Annotated in this window: 19 protein-coding genes; 12 read left to right on the top strand and 7 right to left on the bottom strand. The window is 61.5% G+C overall.

Annotated elements, in window-relative coordinates; all coding sequences use genetic code 11:
- Window positions 1-41 precede the first annotated feature (41 nt).
- The 8 genes from ACIQTW_RS10210 to ACIQTW_RS10175 all read left to right on the top strand — a co-directional run bounded on the left by ACIQTW_RS10210 (window position 42) and on the right by ACIQTW_RS10175 (window position 6,567).
- Window positions 42-467, top strand: coding sequence for a CoA-binding protein (locus ACIQTW_RS10210; protein WP_402936696.1), 426 nt, complete (start codon window positions 42-44; stop codon window positions 465-467).
- A 138-nt stretch (window positions 468-605) separates the two neighbouring features.
- Window positions 606-1,430, top strand: coding sequence for a polysaccharide deacetylase family protein (locus ACIQTW_RS10205; RefSeq protein ID WP_402936695.1), 825 nt, complete (start codon window positions 606-608; stop codon window positions 1,428-1,430).
- A 48-nt stretch (window positions 1,431-1,478) separates the two neighbouring features.
- A complete protein-coding gene (locus ACIQTW_RS10200; protein WP_402936694.1) occupies window positions 1,479-1,889 on the top strand; it encodes an MmcQ/YjbR family DNA-binding protein in 411 nt (136 codons plus the stop codon).
- A 95-nt stretch (window positions 1,890-1,984) separates the two neighbouring features.
- On the top strand, window positions 1,985-2,611 hold the full coding sequence (locus ACIQTW_RS10195) for a hypothetical protein (RefSeq protein WP_402936693.1): 627 nt from the start codon (window positions 1,985-1,987) through the stop codon (window positions 2,609-2,611).
- 176 nt (window positions 2,612-2,787) lie between these two features.
- Window positions 2,788-4,197, top strand: coding sequence for an N-acetylglucosamine/diacetylchitobiose ABC transporter substrate-binding protein (ngcE, locus tag ACIQTW_RS10190; RefSeq protein WP_402936692.1), 1,410 nt, complete (start codon window positions 2,788-2,790; stop codon window positions 4,195-4,197).
- Between the two features lie 5 nt (window positions 4,198-4,202).
- Complete coding sequence (locus tag ACIQTW_RS10185; RefSeq protein WP_402936691.1) at window positions 4,203-5,219, top strand: carbohydrate ABC transporter permease; 1,017 nt, start codon at window positions 4,203-4,205, stop codon at window positions 5,217-5,219.
- Complete coding sequence (locus tag ACIQTW_RS10180; RefSeq protein ID WP_017198391.1) at window positions 5,219-6,112, top strand: carbohydrate ABC transporter permease; 894 nt, start codon at window positions 5,219-5,221, stop codon at window positions 6,110-6,112. Before ACIQTW_RS10185 ends, ACIQTW_RS10180 begins: the two co-directional genes overlap by 1 nt.
- A 134-nt stretch (window positions 6,113-6,246) precedes the next feature.
- Entirely contained in the window at window positions 6,247-6,567 is a 321-nt protein-coding gene (locus ACIQTW_RS10175; RefSeq protein ID WP_402936690.1) for a putative quinol monooxygenase, read from the top strand.
- 60 nt (window positions 6,568-6,627) lie between these two features.
- Here the strand turns inward: ACIQTW_RS10175 and ACIQTW_RS10170 are convergent, their stop codons facing one another.
- The 6 genes from ACIQTW_RS10170 to ACIQTW_RS10145 are packed head-to-tail and all read right to left on the bottom strand — an operon-like array spanning window position 6,628 to window position 11,876.
- Window positions 6,628-7,152 carry a flavin reductase family protein gene (locus ACIQTW_RS10170; RefSeq protein ID WP_017198389.1) on the bottom strand — a complete coding sequence of 175 codons (525 nt, stop codon included), beginning with the start codon at window positions 7,150-7,152 and terminating at the stop codon, window positions 6,628-6,630.
- A 1-nt stretch (window position 7,153) separates the two neighbouring features.
- Window positions 7,154-7,525 carry a cupin domain-containing protein gene (locus ACIQTW_RS10165; protein ID WP_402936689.1) on the bottom strand — a complete coding sequence of 124 codons (372 nt, stop codon included), beginning with the start codon at window positions 7,523-7,525 and terminating at the stop codon, window positions 7,154-7,156.
- A gap of 2 nt (window positions 7,526-7,527) precedes the next feature.
- Complete coding sequence (locus ACIQTW_RS10160) at window positions 7,528-9,015, bottom strand: 4-hydroxyphenylacetate 3-hydroxylase family protein (RefSeq protein WP_402936688.1); 1,488 nt, start codon at window positions 9,013-9,015, stop codon at window positions 7,528-7,530.
- Window positions 9,012-9,707 (bottom strand): DUF2848 family protein, encoded by a 696-nt coding sequence (locus ACIQTW_RS10155; protein ID WP_402936687.1) that lies wholly within the window; start codon window positions 9,705-9,707, stop codon window positions 9,012-9,014. Before ACIQTW_RS10155 ends, ACIQTW_RS10160 begins: the two co-directional genes overlap by 4 nt.
- A 10-nt stretch (window positions 9,708-9,717) precedes the next feature.
- Window positions 9,718-10,512 (bottom strand): carbon-nitrogen family hydrolase, encoded by a 795-nt coding sequence (locus tag ACIQTW_RS10150; RefSeq protein WP_402936686.1) that lies wholly within the window; start codon window positions 10,510-10,512, stop codon window positions 9,718-9,720.
- A complete protein-coding gene (locus tag ACIQTW_RS10145) occupies window positions 10,509-11,876 on the bottom strand; it encodes an MFS transporter (RefSeq protein WP_402936685.1) in 1,368 nt (455 codons plus the stop codon). Before ACIQTW_RS10145 ends, ACIQTW_RS10150 begins: the two co-directional genes overlap by 4 nt.
- A gap of 164 nt (window positions 11,877-12,040) precedes the next feature.
- On the opposite strand from ACIQTW_RS10145, the gene ACIQTW_RS10140 reads away from it, so the two are divergent.
- Window positions 12,041-12,682, top strand: coding sequence for a GntR family transcriptional regulator (locus ACIQTW_RS10140; RefSeq protein WP_402936683.1), 642 nt, complete (start codon window positions 12,041-12,043; stop codon window positions 12,680-12,682).
- Window positions 12,683-12,688: 6 nt separating this feature from the next.
- Here the strand turns inward: ACIQTW_RS10140 and ACIQTW_RS10135 are convergent, their stop codons facing one another.
- Window positions 12,689-12,982 (bottom strand): DUF503 domain-containing protein, encoded by a 294-nt coding sequence (locus ACIQTW_RS10135; protein ID WP_402936681.1) that lies wholly within the window; start codon window positions 12,980-12,982, stop codon window positions 12,689-12,691.
- Between the two features lie 160 nt (window positions 12,983-13,142).
- Between ACIQTW_RS10135 and ACIQTW_RS10130 the strand changes: the two genes are divergently transcribed.
- The 3 genes from ACIQTW_RS10130 to ACIQTW_RS10120 are packed head-to-tail and all read left to right on the top strand — an operon-like array spanning window position 13,143 to window position 18,785.
- A complete protein-coding gene (locus ACIQTW_RS10130; protein ID WP_402936679.1) occupies window positions 13,143-15,146 on the top strand; it encodes a cellulose biosynthesis cyclic di-GMP-binding regulatory protein BcsB in 2,004 nt (667 codons plus the stop codon).
- The gene (locus ACIQTW_RS10125) at window positions 15,136-16,830 is read left to right on the top strand and encodes an ArnT family glycosyltransferase (RefSeq protein WP_402936677.1); all 1,695 of its coding nucleotides are present in this window, start codon (window positions 15,136-15,138) and stop codon (window positions 16,828-16,830) included. Before ACIQTW_RS10130 ends, ACIQTW_RS10125 begins: the two co-directional genes overlap by 11 nt.
- Window positions 16,827-18,785 carry a glycosyltransferase gene (locus ACIQTW_RS10120; protein WP_402936675.1) on the top strand — a complete coding sequence of 653 codons (1,959 nt, stop codon included), beginning with the start codon at window positions 16,827-16,829 and terminating at the stop codon, window positions 18,783-18,785. The genes ACIQTW_RS10125 and ACIQTW_RS10120 overlap by 4 nt, the downstream gene beginning before the upstream one ends.
- Window positions 18,786-18,855: the final 70 nt, after the last annotated feature.

Genomic DNA, 18,855 nt, shown 5'->3' with positions numbered 1-18,855 from the left:
CGGCAAAGCTGCTCGCGGAGGGCCGGGAGTAGGCTTGGCTCATGATGCATGTCAACGACCCGGCCGTCGTCGAGCGGTTGATGCGAACAAAAGGCACCTGGGCCATCGTTGGCCTCAGCACCAACCAGTGGCGCTCGGCCTACGATGTCTCGCTGTATGTCCGGGACAAGATGGGCATGGAGATCATCCCCATCAACCTCAAGGGCGAGGAGGTGCACGGCGAAAAGGGCTATAAATCCCTGGCGGACATCCCCGAGGCCAAGCACCCGATCGATGTTGTTGACTGCTTCGTTAACTCCCAACGCGTGGGCGCAGTGATTGACCAGGCGATTGCGATCGGTGCCAAGGCAGTATGGCTACAACTCGGCGTCTTTGACGACGACGCCGTGCAGCGTGCACGTGAGGCCGGACTCGATGTTGTGGTCAACTCCTGCCCGGCACGCGAAGGCTGGCACTACGGCCTGTGATGGCCGCGCTGATTCCTCTGCTAGATTGCAGCTGAATCATTTCTTGAGTCTTGGGGGACAACCATGTTCGGTGGCCATTCTGCGGTGCCTGTTTCCGCTCCCAGCAGACGGGCCGTCTTCAGTGTTTTAGGCGTTTCCGTGGTGGCCGGATTGACGGCGTGCACTGCCGCTGAAAGCTCGACGCCGGCGTTAACGCCCACTGGCGCTGCCGGCTCGCACGAGGCCCCGGGACCGAACGGTGCGTTGGCCGTCGGAGGCGAGGTACCGACGTCGTCCGCTTCTCCGACGCCATCTCCGACGCCAACTCCGACACCGTCAGCCACCAAACGCATCCGCCGCACGTTCATCCCGGATTACCAGCTGCCCCCGATCGTTGGCGGACTGGCTCCGGTGATTACCAAAATCGAGACCACGCACCCGGTGGTGTTCCTGACCATCGATGATGGCAACATCAAATCGCCGGAGTCGATCAAACTCCTGGCGGAGTACGACTATCCGTCGTCTCTGTTCCTGACCAAGGACACAATCTCGGACAATCCGGCTTTCTTTAACGCCTTCAAAGCCCAGGGCAGCCTGGTCGAGAACCACACGGTCACTCACAACATCAACATGGTGAGGCAGTGGGGTTATCAGCAGCAACTGAATGACATGGTGGGAATGCAGGAGTACGCGCTCCAGCACTATGGCCGCCGTCCTACGCTTTTCCGGCCGCCGGGAGGTGCCTATTCCAACGTGATGCGCCAAGCCGTTGCTGACGCAGGAATGAAGGCAATCGTTACGTGGGAGGCGAAGGCGAACGCCGGGAAGATGGACTACCAGGTGGGCAACTCACTGCGTCCCGGTGACATTGTGCTCATGCACTTTCGGGCTGAGTTCGCCGCTGACCTCGCTGCTTTCCGCGCCGCGCAGTTGGCGGCGGGACTTGAAGTTGTGCTGCTGGAGGACTTCCTGCGCGTGGTGTAGGCGGGCGTTAACGTAGCCCGCTGCCCGGAGCGCCAGTAGGCTCTCCCCATGGATGTTTCCACCCTCCGCGAGATTTGCCTGGGCTTTCCGGGTGCATTCGAAGACTTCCCGTTCGGTCCGGAGACCTCCGTGTTCAAGGTGCGTTCAGCCGTCGCGGGTGGTTCGCGTCAGGAGGCCAAAATGTTCGCTTTGTCCACCATGGATCCGGACAACTGGTCCGTGAGCCTCAAATGCGAGCCCGCATTGGCCGAACAACTCAGGGCCGCCAACCCCGAAATCACCGGTGCCTGGCATATGAACAAGACCCATTGGAACGGTGTCCGCCTGGATGGTGCCCTGCCCGATGACATGATCCGGGACATGGTGGAGGACTCGTACGACCTCGTGGTGGCCACCCTGAGCCGCAAGCAACAGGAGCAACTGGGCTGGGCCAGGCTTGCAAAACCACAAGGCAACTGACACGCGCGCAAACCCCTCCCCACGGCGCTGACATGGGGCTAGATTGATACTGCATACCTAAAGACCTCAGCCACTGGCTGGTCAGGAGCGGTTTGATGCTGGATCAGAAGACACTGGACCACCTATGGAACGTTCGCGATCCTGCAGCCTCGGAGGCCGCGTTCCGCGCGGCGATGACAGAGGAAATATACGACGCCGACGAGCGCGCTGAGCTGGCAACCCAGCTTGGGCGGGCCATTGGTTTACAGGGCCGTTTCGAAGAAGCCGATGCCCTCCTGGACGAAATTGACGACGACGAGCCAACTGTTGGCGTGCGTATCCTCCTTGAACGCGGTCGGGTTCTCCATTCCGGTGGGCGGGCCGCCATGGCTGTGCCTCTCTTGGAGCAGGCGGCGGAGTTGGCGGACCATCTTGGTGAGGAGTTCCTGGCTGTCGATGCCCTGCACATGCTCTCCATCGCAGATGCTGCCAACGCCGAAGTGTGGATGCGTAGCGCCCTTGAATATTCGTCCACGGCCCATGATGAGCGAACCAAGCGTTGGATGATTGCTTTGCACGCAAGCCTTGGTGCGTTTCTGCAGGGTAAAAACCGGCTCACCGAAGCCTTGGTGGAGTTCCAATTGGCCGAACAATGGGCGGAACGACTGGGAACTGAGCGGCAGAGGGCCATGGCGCGGCAGGCAATTACGGAGTGCGGAAAAGCCTTGGCAGAGGGTCCGTAGAAAGATCACGCTTTGACAAATGTTGATCGAAACTGCCAAGAAAGATTGATTTTCGATCATTCGTGGTGAATTATGTCACAGAAGGTTGGTGCTGCCAGAGCGCCAACCCAGACTGTCTGACTGAACGGCTTTCCCGCCGCAACAGTCGACACTACGAGTCACTGGAGGGTTTAGAAATGAACGTTCAGCACCAGTCCGTCGGACGCCGTGGATTCCTGCGCGGAGCACTCGCAGCAGCAGTGCTCGTGCCCATGGGTGGAACCATTGCTTCCTGTGCCGCGGGTGGCGGCGGCACTACCACCGGTCCCACCGGCACCGTTTCCGACACCAACCCCTTTGGCATGGCGGAGAAGGCAACCCTCGACGCCGTGATCTTCAAGGGCGGCTACGGCATCGACTACGTCGAGTTCGCGGGCAAGATCTTCGAAAAGACACACGAGGGCTCCACCGCCAAGATTGCCCCGTCCACGGACATTGCCCAGGAGCTCCAGCCGCGCTTCGTCGGTGGCAACCCGCCGGACCTGATCGACAACTCCGGCGCAAAAGCCATCGGCTTCAGCACCATCCTGGCTCAGCTCGAAGACCTTACCCCCCTTGTGGAGGCAAAGAACCTCGAAGGCAAGGTCATCAAGGACACCCTGTACACCGGCGTACTGGCTCCAGGCACTTTCGACGGCAAGCTTGCTGCCCTGAACTACGTGCTGACCGTATTCGCCATGTGGTACTCGGACTCCCTGCTCAAGGAAAACGGCTGGACACTGCCCAAGACCTGGGATGAGATGTACACCCTGGGCGAGCAGGCAAAGGCCAAGGGTAAGTACCTGTTCGTATGGGGCAAGGAAGCTGCCACGTATTACCAGGAAATGGCGATCGCTTCCGCGGTTAAGGAAGGCGGCGACGAAGTCCGCATCGGCTTGGAGAACCTCACCGCTGACTCGTGGTCCCACCCGGCTATCCAGTCCGTCTTCACTGCGCTGGACAAGATCGTGAAGGCCGGGTTCTTCAAGCCCGGTGGGTCCGGCACCCAGTTCACGGCAGCGCAGGCTCAGTGGACCAACGCCCAGGAGGCCGTGTTCTACCCGTCAGGTTCCTGGATTGAAAACGAAATGAAGGACCAGACCAAGGCAGGCTTCAACATGATGGGCGCCCCCGTGCCCACGGTCAGCGCCAGCCCCAAGTTGCCGTACACGTCCCTCCACAGCGCTGCGGGCGAGCCGTTCATTGTTCCCTCGCAGGGCAAGAACGCTGCCGGTGGCAAGGAACTGCTCCGCATCATGCTGTCCAAGGAAGCTGCGACCAACTTCGCCAAGACCAAACTGGCCCCCACCATCGTCAAGGACACTGTCCCGGCCGACGGCTTCGGTTCCACGGCACTGGTCTCGCAGACCAAGTTGCTCGCTGACGCCGGCGAGGACATCTTCACCTGGAACTTCATTGACCTCTACGGAACCAACAAGGACCAGCTGGTGGTCTGGAACAGCTTCCTGGACGGCAAGTCGGACGTCGCAACCCTCACTTCCGCACTGCAGAACATCTCCGACAAGGTCCGCAACGACAGCTCGGTCAAGAAGATCGAAGTGAAGTGACCTCAGTGAAAACTCAGCAGAGCCGGAACGACGACGGCCTGGCCGCCGTCGTTCCGGCAACGGCTCCACAGCAGCTGGTCAAGCGGCGGCGGAAACCGTTGACATGGGACAAGGTCAGCTTCTTCGCAGTCTTCCTCGGACTGCCGCTGGCGATCTACCTGTTGTTCGTGATTTGGCCGTTCGTGCAAGCCTTCGGTTATTCGTTGACGGACTGGTCCGGATTCTCTCCCAACCAGAACTTCATCGGCCTTGAGAACTACACCAAGATCTTTACGGACGATATTTTCATGAAGGCCATGGGGAACAACATCCTCCTGGTCATCTTCCTCCCCATCATCACCATCATCCTGAGCCTGGTGCTCGCATCATTGGTGACGGTTGGAGGCAGCAGCAAAGGCCAGATTAAGGGCCTGAGGAACTCCAGCTTCTACCGGGTTGTGTCGTTCTTCCCGTACACGATTCCGGCAATCGCGATCGGCATCATGTGGGGGCAGATCTACGATCCCTCCGGTGGCCTGCTGAACGGCATCCTTACCGGACTCGGCTTTGACCAGTTCAAGGACTTTGCCTGGCTGGGTGACAGGAACACCGCAATGATCGCCACCATGTTCGTGATTGTCTGGGGCTTTGTTGGCTTCTACATGGTCCTGTTCGTGGCTGGCATCAAGGGCATTCCTGCCGAGCTTTTCGAGGCCGCCAGGATCGATGGCGCCGGTCGCTTCCGCACCGCCGTGTCCATCACTATCCCTTTGATTCGCGACAACATCCAGACTGCCTACATTTACATGGGCATCCTGGCGTTGGACGCCTTCGTTTACATGGCGGCACTGAACTCGGGCGGCGGCCCGGACAACTCCACGCTGGTCATGGCGCAGCAGCTGTTCTTTACAGCATTCAGCAAGGGACAGTTCGGCCTCGCCAGTGCCATGGGCGTTGTGCTGGCCGTAGCCACGCTGATCTTCTCCGGATTGGTCTTCCTGGTCAACCGGCTCACCGGCGGCGATAAGGACGTGAGCCTGTAATGACTACCAAAGTCTCAACTCCCGAAATGAAGTCACTGCACTTCCAACCGCGGACACCGGCAACCACAACGGGCGACAAAGTGGTCGGAGCGGTCTCGCACACAGCGCTGACCATATGGACCCTCATCGTCATTCTTCCTTTGCTGTGGACGTTCATGTCCTCCTTCAAGACGTCCAGCGAGATCTTCGCCTCGCCGTTCGCCTTGCCGGGTGAATGGAAGCTGGATAACTACGTCAAGGCCTGGAGCGAGGCGGGCATCGGATCTGCCTTCCTCAACTCGGTGCTGGTGGTGGCCGTGGCACTGGTGATCGTCATGGTCCTCGGCGCCATGTGTGCATACGTTCTGGCCCGCTACACGTTCCGGGGCAGCCGGGCCATCTACTACCTGATGCTCGCGGGGCTGACTTTCCCGATCTTCCTCGCCATGGTGCCGTTGTTCTTTGTCCTGAGGAACATGGGCCTCCTGAACACCCTGCCGGGACTGATCCTGGTGTACGTGGGCTTCGCGCTTCCGTTTACGGTGTTCTTCCTGTTCTCCTTCTTCAAGTCGCTGCCCCATGAAATCACTGAAGCGGCGGCCCTGGACGGAGCAGGGGAGTGGCGGACGTTCTTCCAGGTCATGCTGCCAATGGCCAAGCCGGGCCTCGCCTCGGTTGCCATCTTCAACTTCCTGGGCCTCTGGAACCAGTTCCTCATTCCGGTGTCCATCAACGCCGCCGGTCCTCGCGTCCTCTCCCAGGAACTCGCGGCGTTCGCCGGCCAGATGGGCTACGCCGTGGACTACGGCGCGCTGTTCGCGGCCGTCAGCGTCACTGTCATTCCGGTGCTCATCGTCTACGTGATCTTCCAGCGCCAGCTGCAGGGGTCGGTTTCGCAGGGCACCTCCAAGTAACAGGCACCTCCAAGTAGTACAACCAAGCTAAAAAGCGTTCGACGGCGGTCCTCACCTAAGGGTGGGGGCCGCCGTCGAGTATTAATTCTGAAAGGATGGAACGGATTCTGTAGTGCAACGAAAGGCAGCAGTCCGTGATCTTTATTGTGGTCAAGTTCAACGTCAAGCCCGACTGGTCCGAGCGTTGGCTGGACCTGGTGGCCGACTTCACCAAGGCGACCCGCGAAGAGCCCGGCAACTTGTGGTTCGACTGGTCCCGCAGTGTGGACAACCCCAACGAGTTTGTTCTGGTGGAGGCCTTCAAGGATGATGCCGCTGAGGCCCACGTTAACAGCGAGCACTTCAAGAAGGCCATGGCGGACATGCCGCAGGCCCTTGCGGAGACTCCCCACATCATCAGCCGCCAGTTCGAAGGCAGTGGCTGGGACCGCATGGGCGAGTTGACCATCGACTAAGCGAAAACAAAAAGGCGGTGCCAGGCTCAACGAGCCCGGCACCGCCTTCTTAGTCAGTCCTCAGAACATCCAAGGGATCTCTGCATGGCCGAAATCGCTGAACGAGCCGAAACGGCCGGCCTTGAACGCCAACACCTCGCCGTCCCGGTCCCGGCACGTGGTGACCTGGCCGAAGAAGACCTGGTGATCTCCGACGTCGTACTGCTGCACCACCGTGCAATCAGCCTGCGCGAGGGCGCCCTTGATCACCGGAAGCCCGCTGTCCGTAACGTCGAAGTCTCCTTCGCCGAAGCGGTCGCCGCCACGGACGGCGAAACGCCTCGCCACTGACTCCTGCTTGGCACCCAGGATGGATACCGCGAACTTACCACTGGCCATCAGGGCCTCGCCGGTGCGGGTGCCGAAGTTCAGCGAGATCATCAGGATGGGCGGTTCCAGGCTGATGGAGGTCAGCGAGCTGATGGTCATCCCGTACAGCTCGTCATCGTGTTTGGTGGTGACCACGGCAACGCCGGTGAGGAATCGGCCCATCGCGCGGCGCATACCCATGGCATCGGGAATGGTGAAGGCTGGTGCCAGGCTCATGTCAGTTGCTCCGCTCCGTTTTTGCCGGATCCGTGTAGTACCGGACCTCGAACATTTTGGCGCCGTTTTCGGAAACCCATGGTCCGTGCTGCATTCCGGGAGGCCGGGTTGCCCAGTCGCCGGCCTTGAAGGTCTTCCCGAGGCGCTGATCCACGAACGAGCCCTCGAAGATGAAGACCTCTTCCCAGAAATCGTGCGTCAGTACGCCGTTGGGGGAAGTATCCGTCCCCGGCTCGAACTTGAGGATGCGCGTGACGCTGTCATTGTCCGTGTCGCGGGCGAGGATGGCCTCGGAGAGGCCCTCGATGTGTGGGTTGCAGGGTGCGAAGTCCACTGAAGATACAGGTGTGAACTCCACTTCAGGCTTTGCCATGGCTATGCTCCTTCCATGCCGGTGCCGGACCCGTTGACTGTGCTGTCGATGCTGTACGAACCGAGGAAGGTGTCCAGCTCCGCAACCAGTGCGTCATAGCCGTAGTTCCTGTAGGTGTAAGCACCGCGAACCACGAACGGAGCGCCCGCATAGAACATTTCGTACTGCTGGTGGCGACCGGCGAACTCGGAACCGATGATGTCCCAGGCAAGTTTGAACAGCTTGACGCGTTCCTCACTGGCAACGCCGGGGGACTGGACGTAGCGCTCCATGTCCGGCCGGGTAACGCTGCTGGTCATGTCGGCGATGCTGGACGGCAGCTGCAGGACGCCTCCGCCTACCAAGTCGCGGAGGATGGAAATCACGCGCGGGTACGTTTCGGACTGCAAGCCCATGGCCCCGTAAAGTGCGCTCTTGCCCGGAACCCTCATGCCGGCGTCGTCCGTGGTTGCCGTGTATTCGGCGGCGAGGACAGCTGACTCAACGGACTGCACAATGGCGGCGAGCTCGCCGAGCTTCTCCTGCACTCCGGGGATCTTGTCCGTGCCGTTGACCTGCGCAACTTTGCGGGCAACGGAGGCGATGAACTTCAGTTTGGTGGAGAACCGGATCTGGGCCTGCCAGTTGCCCAGGGCGTGGGCGCCGGTGTCGAAGAACTGGCGGCGCAGGGTCTCGATGTTCCGGTTGATGAACACGCGGTCCCAAGGGATGAGCACGTCATCGAAAACAACCAAAGCGTCAGGCTCGTCGTAGTGGCTGGTCAGCGGGTAGTCGAACTCGCTGGTTGCAGCCGGTGCGAACGGACGGCGGCAGTACAGCTTCAGTCCGTCGGTTGCCACCGGGATGGCGAAGCTGACCGCGAAGTCCACATCGTCCGGGCCCAGGGGCTTGATGCAGGTGACAAACACTTCGTCGGCAATGGCGGCGCCTGTGGCGAGCATCTGCGAACCGCGGACAATGATGCCTTCCTCGGTTTCACGTACGACGCCGACCTGCAGGTATTCGCCTTCCCAACCGGACGCTGTGGTTGCGCGGGAAACCTGCGGGGGAATGATCGCGTAGGAGAGGTACAGGTTCTCGGAGAGGATCTTCTTGTAGTACCGCTCCACGTTGCCGGCAAAGTCGCGTTCGTCGTTCTTGAAGACGTCCGGGTGGGAGCCGAACGCGGCGAAGAACGTTCCGACGTGGTCGGGGCTGCGGCCCACCCAGCCGTGAGTGTGCTTGGCCCACTTTTCGATCGCTTGGCGGCGAAGGACAAGCTCTTCCTGCGTGCGGGGAGCGGCGAAAGTGCGGTTGGCCGGTGCGTTGATTTCTTCCGAGTGGAACTGCATGCCGTTGGCAGGATCGGCTGCGATATCGAACAGCTCGGCCATGGTCCTGGCAACGTTCGCGAAGGCCGGGTGCTCCAGGACGTTGCCGACTACCTCGCCGTCGAGGATCACCGTCCGGCCGTCGTTAAGGGACTTCAAATACTGCTTTCCGGTTCTCATCGGAGTGAGCCTTTCTTGATTTTGTAGTTATGTTCAATGGTGGTCCCATTCGGGAAGGAGAGCTCCAACTTCCAGGAAGTTCCGTCTACGAACTTCCCGTTCAGGAGCGGAAGCGTGCCTCCCAAGCACATGAAATCAGCGTCGCCGATGTCGGTTCGTGACAGAAGACGCTCGACGACGTCGGCCGGCTTGAGGAGGCCGCTCAGCGAACCTTCCTGGTACAGGGCGCCGTCAACCCATGAACGGGCTGTGCATGCGTCGAGATCCAGGTCTTCCAGTGATTCGACAGCGATCACCTCGTTTGCGACGGGCTTGGGGCATGCCCGCTTGGAATCGCCGATGTCCTGGGCTTCAATGTCCCGGTCAGTGTGGTCGGAGCCGATGCCGAGGTAGTACTTTCCGTCGTGGCGGATGTAGAGGGGCTCGATTTCACCTGATGTCAGGTTTTCCGACGTCTCGTGCTCGCCCGAGGTCTCGAACAGGTCCGAGTCCATCCGGTAGAACATGGGAACTTCCGGTGGGGGAGCTACGCCGATTGCGGCGAGCTCATCGATGTGATGCTGGACTGCCTTGGGATCGCGGCCCGTGTAACCGGCCACTACTGCGTGGAAGTCGGTGATCACGATTGTCCTGTCGGTGCCCACCACCCTGAAGGTGAGGGGGACTTGCCTTGTGGTTTCCTGTGTTTGCATTGGTTCTCCTCTAAACAGTCAAAGTGTTGTAGGCGGGTAGGCGATCGCCAATGACGGGAAACTCTTCGCGGACTGCCTGAACCTGGCGGGGATCAATGTCCACCATCAGCACGGTTTCGTCAGAGCCTGCCTCGGCGATGACATTGCCGCCCGGGTCTACCACGCGGCTGTGCCCGCCAAGGTCCACGCCTTCCTGGTTGCCCGCGGCGTTGCAGGCGATCACGAAGATCTGGTGTTCCAGAGCCCTGGCAGTGGTGAGCAACCGCCAGTGTTCGCGCCTGGCAGCGGGCCAGGCTGCGGGAACGATCACGATGTCCGCGCCTCGGTGGCTCAACTCCATCCACAATCCAGGAAAGCGGAGGTCGTAACAGGTGATGCCGGCAACGGCGCCGAACGGCAGTGGGACTACTGGAAGTGAGGAGCCGGCAGTGAGCAGGCTGGCTTCCTTGGACTTGTAGCCGAACACGTGGATCTTCCGGTACGTGTGGACCACGTTGCCGTCCGGCCCCAGCAGGATGGAGGTGTTGCTGAGCTGGCCGTCCCCACCCGCCTCGATGATGCTGCCGAGGTGAAGGTAGACACCCAGCTCCGCCGCTACCCGCGAACACATGGAAACTGTTGGCCCGTCCAATGTTTCCGCGAGGTCCTCATAGGCATCGAAGTGGAAGTAGCCGGCGCTCCAGAGTTCAGGAAGCACGATGAGTTCTGCGCCGTTGATGCCCCGAAGGATGGCTTCCACGCGATCAATCCGTTCCTCACGGGTTTCGGAGTCCGGGCTGGCCACTTGGACGAGTGCGATTTTCATGCTTGCTCCTTATCCAGGCTTGGGGTGGGGTCCCTGTCCAGGTCGCTGAGCTTCAGGCCCTTGGTTTCCTTGGCGAACATCACCGAGACCATGGAGATCAGGCCCATGGCGGCGAGGTAAATGCCGATCGCATAGCCGGTGCCGAAAGCGCTGTAGAGCGCCAGGGCGATGATGGGGGACAACGAACCTGCGATCAGCGACGCCAGGTTGTAGGACACTGAGGTTCCGCTGTACCGGACGTCCGTTGGGAAGAGCTCGGAGAAGAACGCGCCGATCACTGAGCTGTACGCCGCAAAGATCAGGAGCCCTCCCACAGCTGCGGCAATGATGCCCCACACTTGGCCGGTGTTCAGCAGGAAGAAGAACGCGAAGGCCCACACCATGGTTGCGATCGAGGCACTAATCAGGATTGGTTTGCGGCCCACCTTGTCTGCGTAGACGGCGAGGATGGGAATGGCGACGACGGCGACGTCCTGGCCGATCATGACTGCGGTGAGGCCCGTCTGCCTTTGCAGCCCCATGATCTGGGTGACGTACGTGATGATGAACAGCGAGTAGATGTAGAAGCCTGCGTTCTCACCCATCCGGCTGCCGGTAGCGATGAGGATTTCGCGCCAGTTGCGGCGGAACAGTATGGCCAGTGGCAGCTTCCGTTCCTTGTTGCCTTCGGCTTCGCGCTTGCGCTGTGCTTCCTTGAACAGCGGGGTTTCCTGCACGTAGAGCCGCAGGATAAGACCAATGACAACCAGCAGTGCGGACAATCCGAACGCGATGCGCCAGCCCCAGGCCAGGAATTCGCTCTCCGGCATGGTGGCGGCCAGGATGGCCAGGACGCCGGCGGCCATCAGGTTGCCCAGGGGCGGACCCATGTTTGGCCAGGAGGACCAGAAAGCACGCCGGGTGCTCTCATTGCTGTGTTCGGAGACCAGGAGGACGGCGCCGCCCCACTCACCGCCGAGGGCAAAACCTTGGATCAGGCGGAGCAGCAGGAGGAGCAAAGGTGCTGCCAGGCCAATGGCGGCGTAGGAGGGGATGAAAGCGATAAGGGTTGTAGCCACGCCCATGAGCATCAGGCTGGCAACCAAGGTGGCTCGACGACCATGCTTGTCGCCGAGGTGTCCCAGGACTATTGCGCCGATGGGACGGGCAAGGAAACCGGCTGCGAACGTTCCCAAGGCAAGCATGGTGCCCACCATTGGATCGTCCGTGGGGAAGTAGAGCTTGTTGAATACCAGCGCGGCCGCGGTGCCGTAGAGAAAGAAGTCATACCATTCGACGGCGGTGCCGGCGAGGCTCGAAGCAGCAACGACGGGCAGGCTGGAGTGCTTCTGTCGCCTCAGTTCTGCTTTCTTCAATTCGGTCATTGTGGGGGTCCTTTTGCGGGGAGGTTCCGGTGCGTGAGCGGTGTCACTAAGAAGACTGTAGACGAGTTGTATACAACCTGTCTATATTTGAATCGGAAGTTTTTTCGGGACCCTCACCGTTCTGAATGCAACTCGTATACTGGGCTAGGCGAGAAAGGCTCTGCATGATCCAGATGACTCCCACTGCACAGTCGCAGCCAGAAGTGGCCTACCAGTGGATGAAAAGCTACATCGCGGCGCTCCCTCGTGAGGAGGAAACCTTCCTCAACGAAGGAGTCCTGGCAAAGACCACCGGCACTTCAAGGACACCTGTCCGTGAGGCCTTGCTTCGTCTTGAAGCCGAGGGATTCGTCAAACGCGTCCCCCACAAAGGCGCCTACGTCCCGCCAATCTCAGACCCCGATGTCCGTGCCATCCTGCAGGCCAGGGCGGTAGTGGAAAAGTGGGCGGTCTCAGCCGTGGAGACCATGCCTGACGCCCAGATCGACGCCTTCCAGCGCATCATTGACCAGCAACAGGAAGCGCGGGAAGACCCCGCGCGGTTCATTGAGCTGGATACCGAATTCCACACCCTGATGGTCCGGGCAGGGGGCAACCCCGTGCTTGCCGATTTCTATGCTTCCCTCCGGCAAAAGCAGCTGAGGATCGGAGTCAAGGCAGTCAGCCAAGGCACCGATCGCGCCGGGGATGTCCTCCGTGAACACCAGTTGATAGTTGACGCCCTCCGCAGCCGAAGCCTCGACGCCGCGCATCAGGCCATTGATGCACACCTCGACTCCACCCGCCTGGCCGTCATCGGCTACTAGTCTCCGCTAGTCCTCGCTGTGCAGCTCCCGCTGCCGCGAGCTCAGCAGCTCAAACTCAGGCCGGGCAGCCACGAACCGTTCAACGGCGTCGAGCACTTGCTGAAGGTGCGCGTGGTCGGCGGCCACCACAGCGGCACCCACCAGCGCCCGCCTGTGTTGGTCCTGCATGCCCGTTTCAGCGGCTGAAACCTCGAAGCGCCGCTTGAGCTCAGCCACGAGGGGCCGTACCAGCGAGCGCTTCTCCTTGAGGCTATGGACATCGCCCAGGAGGACGTCGAATTCAATCCAACCGATCCACATGGTTCATTATCACTGCAGGTCAGAGCCCGGGGCGAGGAGGACTTGATTGAATCTTGAGCCAACTCAACCGGTCTTCTTGAGTTGCACCCGGCAGGGTCTATGAGGTTGGCCTAATACGGCTGACGGACACATCCGCTGCTAGTTACCCAGGACTGCCAACGTGACCCGAACCCCTGCCGCACCCCGTACCCATCCGCGAACCCGATTGCATGCTGCGGCCACCATCGCCGCCTGTGCCGCAACTTTGGCGCTTACCTTCACCGCTGCTCCGGGAGCCCTCGCGGCACCCTCCCAGGGGCCAGGCCTCCAAACCTCGTCCAGCGTATCGGCCCTTGCCGGCCAGGCTGAGCAGACGCTGGTGGCACCGGTGATCGTGGGGCTGGATCCCACCCGGATCAGGGGAACCATCGTGGTGTCAGGGAAGCCGGAAGGGACGGTGCGGGCGACCGTGAACGGCCGGGTGGTCTTGGAAACCAGTGCAGCGGCCAGCATTCCCCTGGAAGCCGAAGTGACAAGCGCCGACGTTGTTAACCAGCAGCTCATCGTGGGGCTGCAGTTCCTTCCGGCCGCGCAAACCATGTGTGTCGTTTCCAACGCCACAGCCACCCTCAACAACCTGGTGGTGGACTTCAGCGGTACAGCCAAAGCTCCCACGACGGTAGGCGAGTTCTTCCCGGCGTCCGTGCCCGCCGTCGTACTTCCCGTCCCCGCGGACCCCCGCGAAGACGTTTCCGCAGCAATTATCACCGCTGCCGCGGCGATGTCCCACCGCTATCCGCAGGCTTCCGTCAGCGTGGTGCCGGAGGCCAAACTTGAGGCACTCGCATCGAGCCTCACCGCGGGCAGCCGGGTCCTCAGCGTGGTTCCGGATCAGGGTGAAACCGGAACCAGGCTCGCCACAGCCGCCGGCCTCCCTCAACTCATCCTCAGTGGCCACGACGAACAACTGCGCACCGCCGCCAGGGCGCTTGCCAGCGACAAGACAGCGCTCGCCGTGACGTCTTCCGTGACCGGCCTGACCTCCGCGTTGCCCGCCTCACCCGGCCTGACACAGAGCCTAAAAGACCTCGGCAGCACCAGCCTTAAGCTGTCCGGCTACGGCGCGCCGGAGTCCTACGTCGGTGTCTCCCAGTCACAGTTCGGCGGCCCGGTTTCCTCCGTGAAAGTACAGCTCAAGGGCACGCACACGGCAGTCCCGGATAACGCCCAGGCGCAGCTTTCAGTCTTCTGGAACGACTACCTGCTGAGTTCCAGGAACCTCGACGGCGGCGACACCTTTACGGTGGACGCTGACATTCCCGCAGGGCAGCTTCAGGCGAAGAACGGCCTGCGGATCCGGCTTGCCGCCCTCCCCGCCGGAGGTGACTGCAGCGGACCTGCCGGCGTCATGCCCATGGAGGTCACTGTGGACACCGCGGGCAGCACCCTCACCGGAATCCGTGGCGGTTCGACAAAAGCCGGCTTCGCACGCTTCCCCCAGGCCTTTGGCCAGAGCGTTCCCGTGGCCTTCGGTGACGGGGACGCCCAAGCGAACACCGTCAACGCTGCCACCTTGGTGACTTCCTTGCAACGGGACAATGCGTCCTTACTGGATACCCGCGTGGTGAGCCTGGACAGTCTGGCTGGCTCCAGTGAGTCGGGTCTGGTGGTTGGTGCCACCGCGGATGTCGCCAACAGGCTATCGGCTCCCCTCCGCTTGGCGGAGTTCCGCACCATCTCGCCGGACGACGTCGAATATGGCGTGGGTTCCTCCGCGCCGTTCGGCGTGTTGGAGGCCTTTGAACAGGGCGGCCGGGATGTGTTGCTTCTGGGTGCGTGGGCCCCGGAAAATGACACGGCCGCGGCGGCTGCCTTGCAGGAGTCACTGGCATCGCATGTCAGTGGCACTGAAGGTGGTTGGGCTTCCCTTTCCCGGAATCTCCTGGTCACGCAGCCGTCAGGGACACCTGTGTTGTTGGAAAGCAATGCGTTGGTTCCCCAAAAGGCTGTCACGGACGACTACCGCCCCTATGCCTGGTGGATTGGTGGGGCGGTGCTGGTGTTGGGCCTCGCGTTCGCGTTGCGTACCTTGCTCAGGACGCGGCGTGCCAAGGAAGCCCGGGCGTATGTGGATGCTGAGGAGCAAAAGGCGGGCAAGCCGGCAGAACAGAGTCATGGCAACTAACGTCACCACTCGCCCGAGGGCTGCCCACCGGCAGCCTGCACTGCGATCCCTGCCGGCGCTGGTCGCATGGGGGTGGGCGCGGCTAGGCGCTCCGGTGGCAGGCCGTAAGGTTCCCGGCACCAGGATCGTGGCTGTGGTGTCACTGTTGGTGGGCTACGCTGCCTGCCTCTACACCATCGGCCACGGTACCAACCTGGACTACTCCGACGCCCAAAGCCACCTCACCATTGCCCGCCGGATCTTCGACAGCAAGGCACCTGGATTTGAACAGTTGGGCACGGTATGGCTGCCCATGCCGCACCTGATGCTGGCCCCGTTCGTGGTGAACATGTGGTTGTTCAGCACGGGCTGGGCCGCGGGACTGCTCGGCATCCTTGCGCTGTCCGCCACCGCTACAGGGCTGTATCTCATCGCGGCCCGACTCGGCTTGGGCCGGGCCGGCCGGCTCGCGACCACTCTGGTGGTCCTGGCGAATCCGGCAATACTTTACGTCTACACCACTGCGCTTACCGAGCCCGCGCTCATCATGTGCATCGTGGGCGGCATGGCAGGTCTGGCGCATTGGGCAACCAGCCGTCGTCGAATGAGTGCAGGCGAACTAGCCGTCTTCGCCGGTATTCCCTCCGCTGCCGCCGTCCTGTCGCGGTATGAGGGCTGGGCGTTGGTGATGACCGGAACGCTGTTCGTGGTGATTGTTTCCAAGCGACGAACCGGCAGTTGGCGCGAGGCCCTGATCATGGCGTGCGGCTACGTCATGATTCCGGCCGCAGCTGTGCTGTGGTGGATCTCCTACAACTGGGCCATCTACGGCGACCCGCTGGAGTTCATGTTCGGGCAGTACTCCGCGTACGCGCAGCAGAAAAACATTACCGACGGCGGCCTGCTGCCTACCAAAGGCAACGCAGGGATCACGCTGACTACTTTTCATTGGTCGCTGCTGGAAACAATGGGCGTCGTCGTCCTCGCTTTGGCGGCGTGCGGCGCCGCCGTACTGGTCTTCAGGCGAGGTTTCGCCAACAGCACCTTACTGGTGGCGGTGACCGGCAGTGCTTATGCGTTCGCCCTGCTGAGCCTGTTCCTGGGCCAAACCGCCATAAATAATGATCATTCGTTGCCATCCACTTGGTGGAACAACCGGTTTGCCCTCACGGCGCTACCGTTGGTGGCACTCCTGGTGGCGGTATTTGTGGAGGAGCTTGTCCGCCCGGTCCGCACAAGGTACGTGCTGATCGGTGCCTTGTTGGCCGGGCTTATGGTGCAGAACTTGTGGTGGGCTGAGGACCCCGCCAATCGCCTCGCCGTGTTGGCGGAGGGACGGATGTCCGCAGAGTCAACCGCGAACTCAACTGCTGCTGCGCGCTGGCTCAATGAGCACTATCAGTCCGGCGGAATCCTGATGGACGAAAGTGCGCGCGGCAATGCAGTGCTTCCGGTCATGGGCATCCCGCTCAAGGAGATCTTCAATCGCGCCTCCGGTGACTACTTTGGGCCCGCCTTGGCGGACCCGGCGAAATATGCCAGATGGGTCTTCGTCAACGTTGAAGCGGGAACCGGGGCCCGTGACTCCGGGCCCACGGACCTGGTGTACCAGGCGATAGTCAAAAGCCCCTCCTTCAACGTCCGCTATTCAGTGGTGTTCTCCACCCCCACCCATCGGATCTATGAAAGGTCCTCCGACACATGACACCCACGTCACGCGCTGCTGATCGGCAGCTCAACCGGCAGTCGATCGGACAGACACTGCTGGCGGCCGGACTGATCACCCCGGAACAGCTGCAGCGGGCGCTGGACCGGGCCGCACGCGAAGGCGGGTTGTTGGGCCGGCACCTCATCCTGGAAGCCGGCCTGGACCGCCGTCGCATTTATGAAGTCCTTGCGCAGCAGTGGGATGCGCCGCTGGTTAACTTGGTGGCCGAGCCACCCGCCGACGCCCTCATGGAGCAGCTCGGTTATGACGAGTTGGGTGAGCCGCAGTGGCTGCCGTGGCGCATGGACAATGACGTCCTGACTGTGGCCACTGCGGTGGCTCCGTCAGCTGGCATAGCCGAGGAAGCAGCTCACCGCTTCCACGCCGCAGGGGTGGAATTCCGTACCACCACCGATTGGGACATCAACCAGTCCATCCAGCGTTCCTTCCGCCGCCATCTTCTCTATGAGTCGGCCGAGCGGTTGGCCGAGGAACGGCCAGGCGAGTCCGCACGGATTGCCTTGACGCGCTGGCAGCGTTTCCTGCCGGTGGTCCTCGTGGCCGGACTCATGCTTGCATTCGTGATCTCGCCCCTGACGGCCGTCATTGTGCTGTTGGCTGCGGCCAACATCGTTTTTCTGGTGAGCATCGGTTTCAAATCATTGGCGAGCCTTCGCTATCCGTTTGACCAGCTGCACTATGCCGCCGTAGTGCGGGCAAGGGACCGGGAGCGTGCCCGGCGTGGCCTTCCGCCGTTGGCCGAGGAGCGGGTTCCGGATGCCGAGCTGCCCGTGTACACCATTCTGGTACCGGTGTTCCGCGAGGCAAACATCATTGACAAGCTCCTGAGCAACCTGGGACAGCTGGATTACCCCAGGTCAAAGCTGGATGTGCTTGTCCTGCTCGAAGAGGACGACGCCGAGACGATCGCAGCCGCGAAGGCCTCGCGGCCTCCGGAGTATGTCCGCATCCTGGTTGTGCCCAGGGGAGATCCGCAGACCAAACCCCGGGCTTGTAACTATGGGCTGACATTTGCCCGTGGTGAATACGTGGTGATCTACGACGCCGAAGACCGCCCGGACCCGGGCCAGCTCCGGGCATCCATCGCAGCTTTCAAACAGGACGAATTCGAGCGCGCGCACCTTAACCCCAGCCGCAAACCCCTGATCTGCGTTCAAGCGGCGCTCAACTACTTCAATGCGGACCAAAACGTCCTCACCCGCATGTTCACCATCGAATACACGCATTGGTTCGACTCCATGCTGCCGGGCTTGGATAACTCGGGCATTCCCCTTCCTTTGGGCGGCACGTCCAACCACTTCGTCACGTCCCTCCTGAAGGAAGTCGGCGCGTGGGATCCCTGGAACGTCACCGAGGATGCGGACCTGGGGCTGAGGGCGGCAGTTGACGGGTACCGCGTGGGCGTCATCAACTCCACCACGTGGGAGGAAGCGTGCTCGCAGGTGCCGGCGTGGATCAAACAGCGAACCCGCTGGATCAAGGGCTACATGATTACGGCGGCAGTGAACACCCGGAACTCCCTGCGCTACATGAAGAGCACTGGAATTGCCGGCACCATCGGTTTCCTTGGCCTGATCCTCGGAACACCCTTGGCTTTCCTGGCCTACCCCTTAGTGGTGGGATTCACGGTGGTGACGTACATCGGGTATGACATCGTGGGCCTCGTGCTTCCCTCATGGCTGCTGGTGGGCGGTGCGGTATCAATGCTGCTCGGCAACGCCATGATGATCATCGTCTCCGGGGTTGCCACCCTGCGCCGCCACGGATGGCGGATTGCGATCTTCGCGTTACTCAACCCGTTCTACTGGGTGTTGCACTCCGTTGCTGCTTGGCGGGCCGCCTGGCAGATGCTTACCAGCCCGCACAAATGGGAGAAGACACCACACGGACTGGAGGCGGAGTATCACGACGACGGCCACTGGGTTGGGTGACAGCGCGCCGCATCTTGAGCCAATCTTGAGCAAACGCCGCATTGAGGTTGAGTAAGCCCCGGGACACTGA

The sequence above is a fragment of the Paenarthrobacter sp. NPDC090517 genome, from assembly GCF_044769165.1.
In the GTDB taxonomy this organism is placed as follows: domain Bacteria; phylum Actinomycetota; class Actinomycetes; order Actinomycetales; family Micrococcaceae; genus Arthrobacter.
This window is presented reverse-complemented; position numbering and strand designations above follow the sequence as displayed.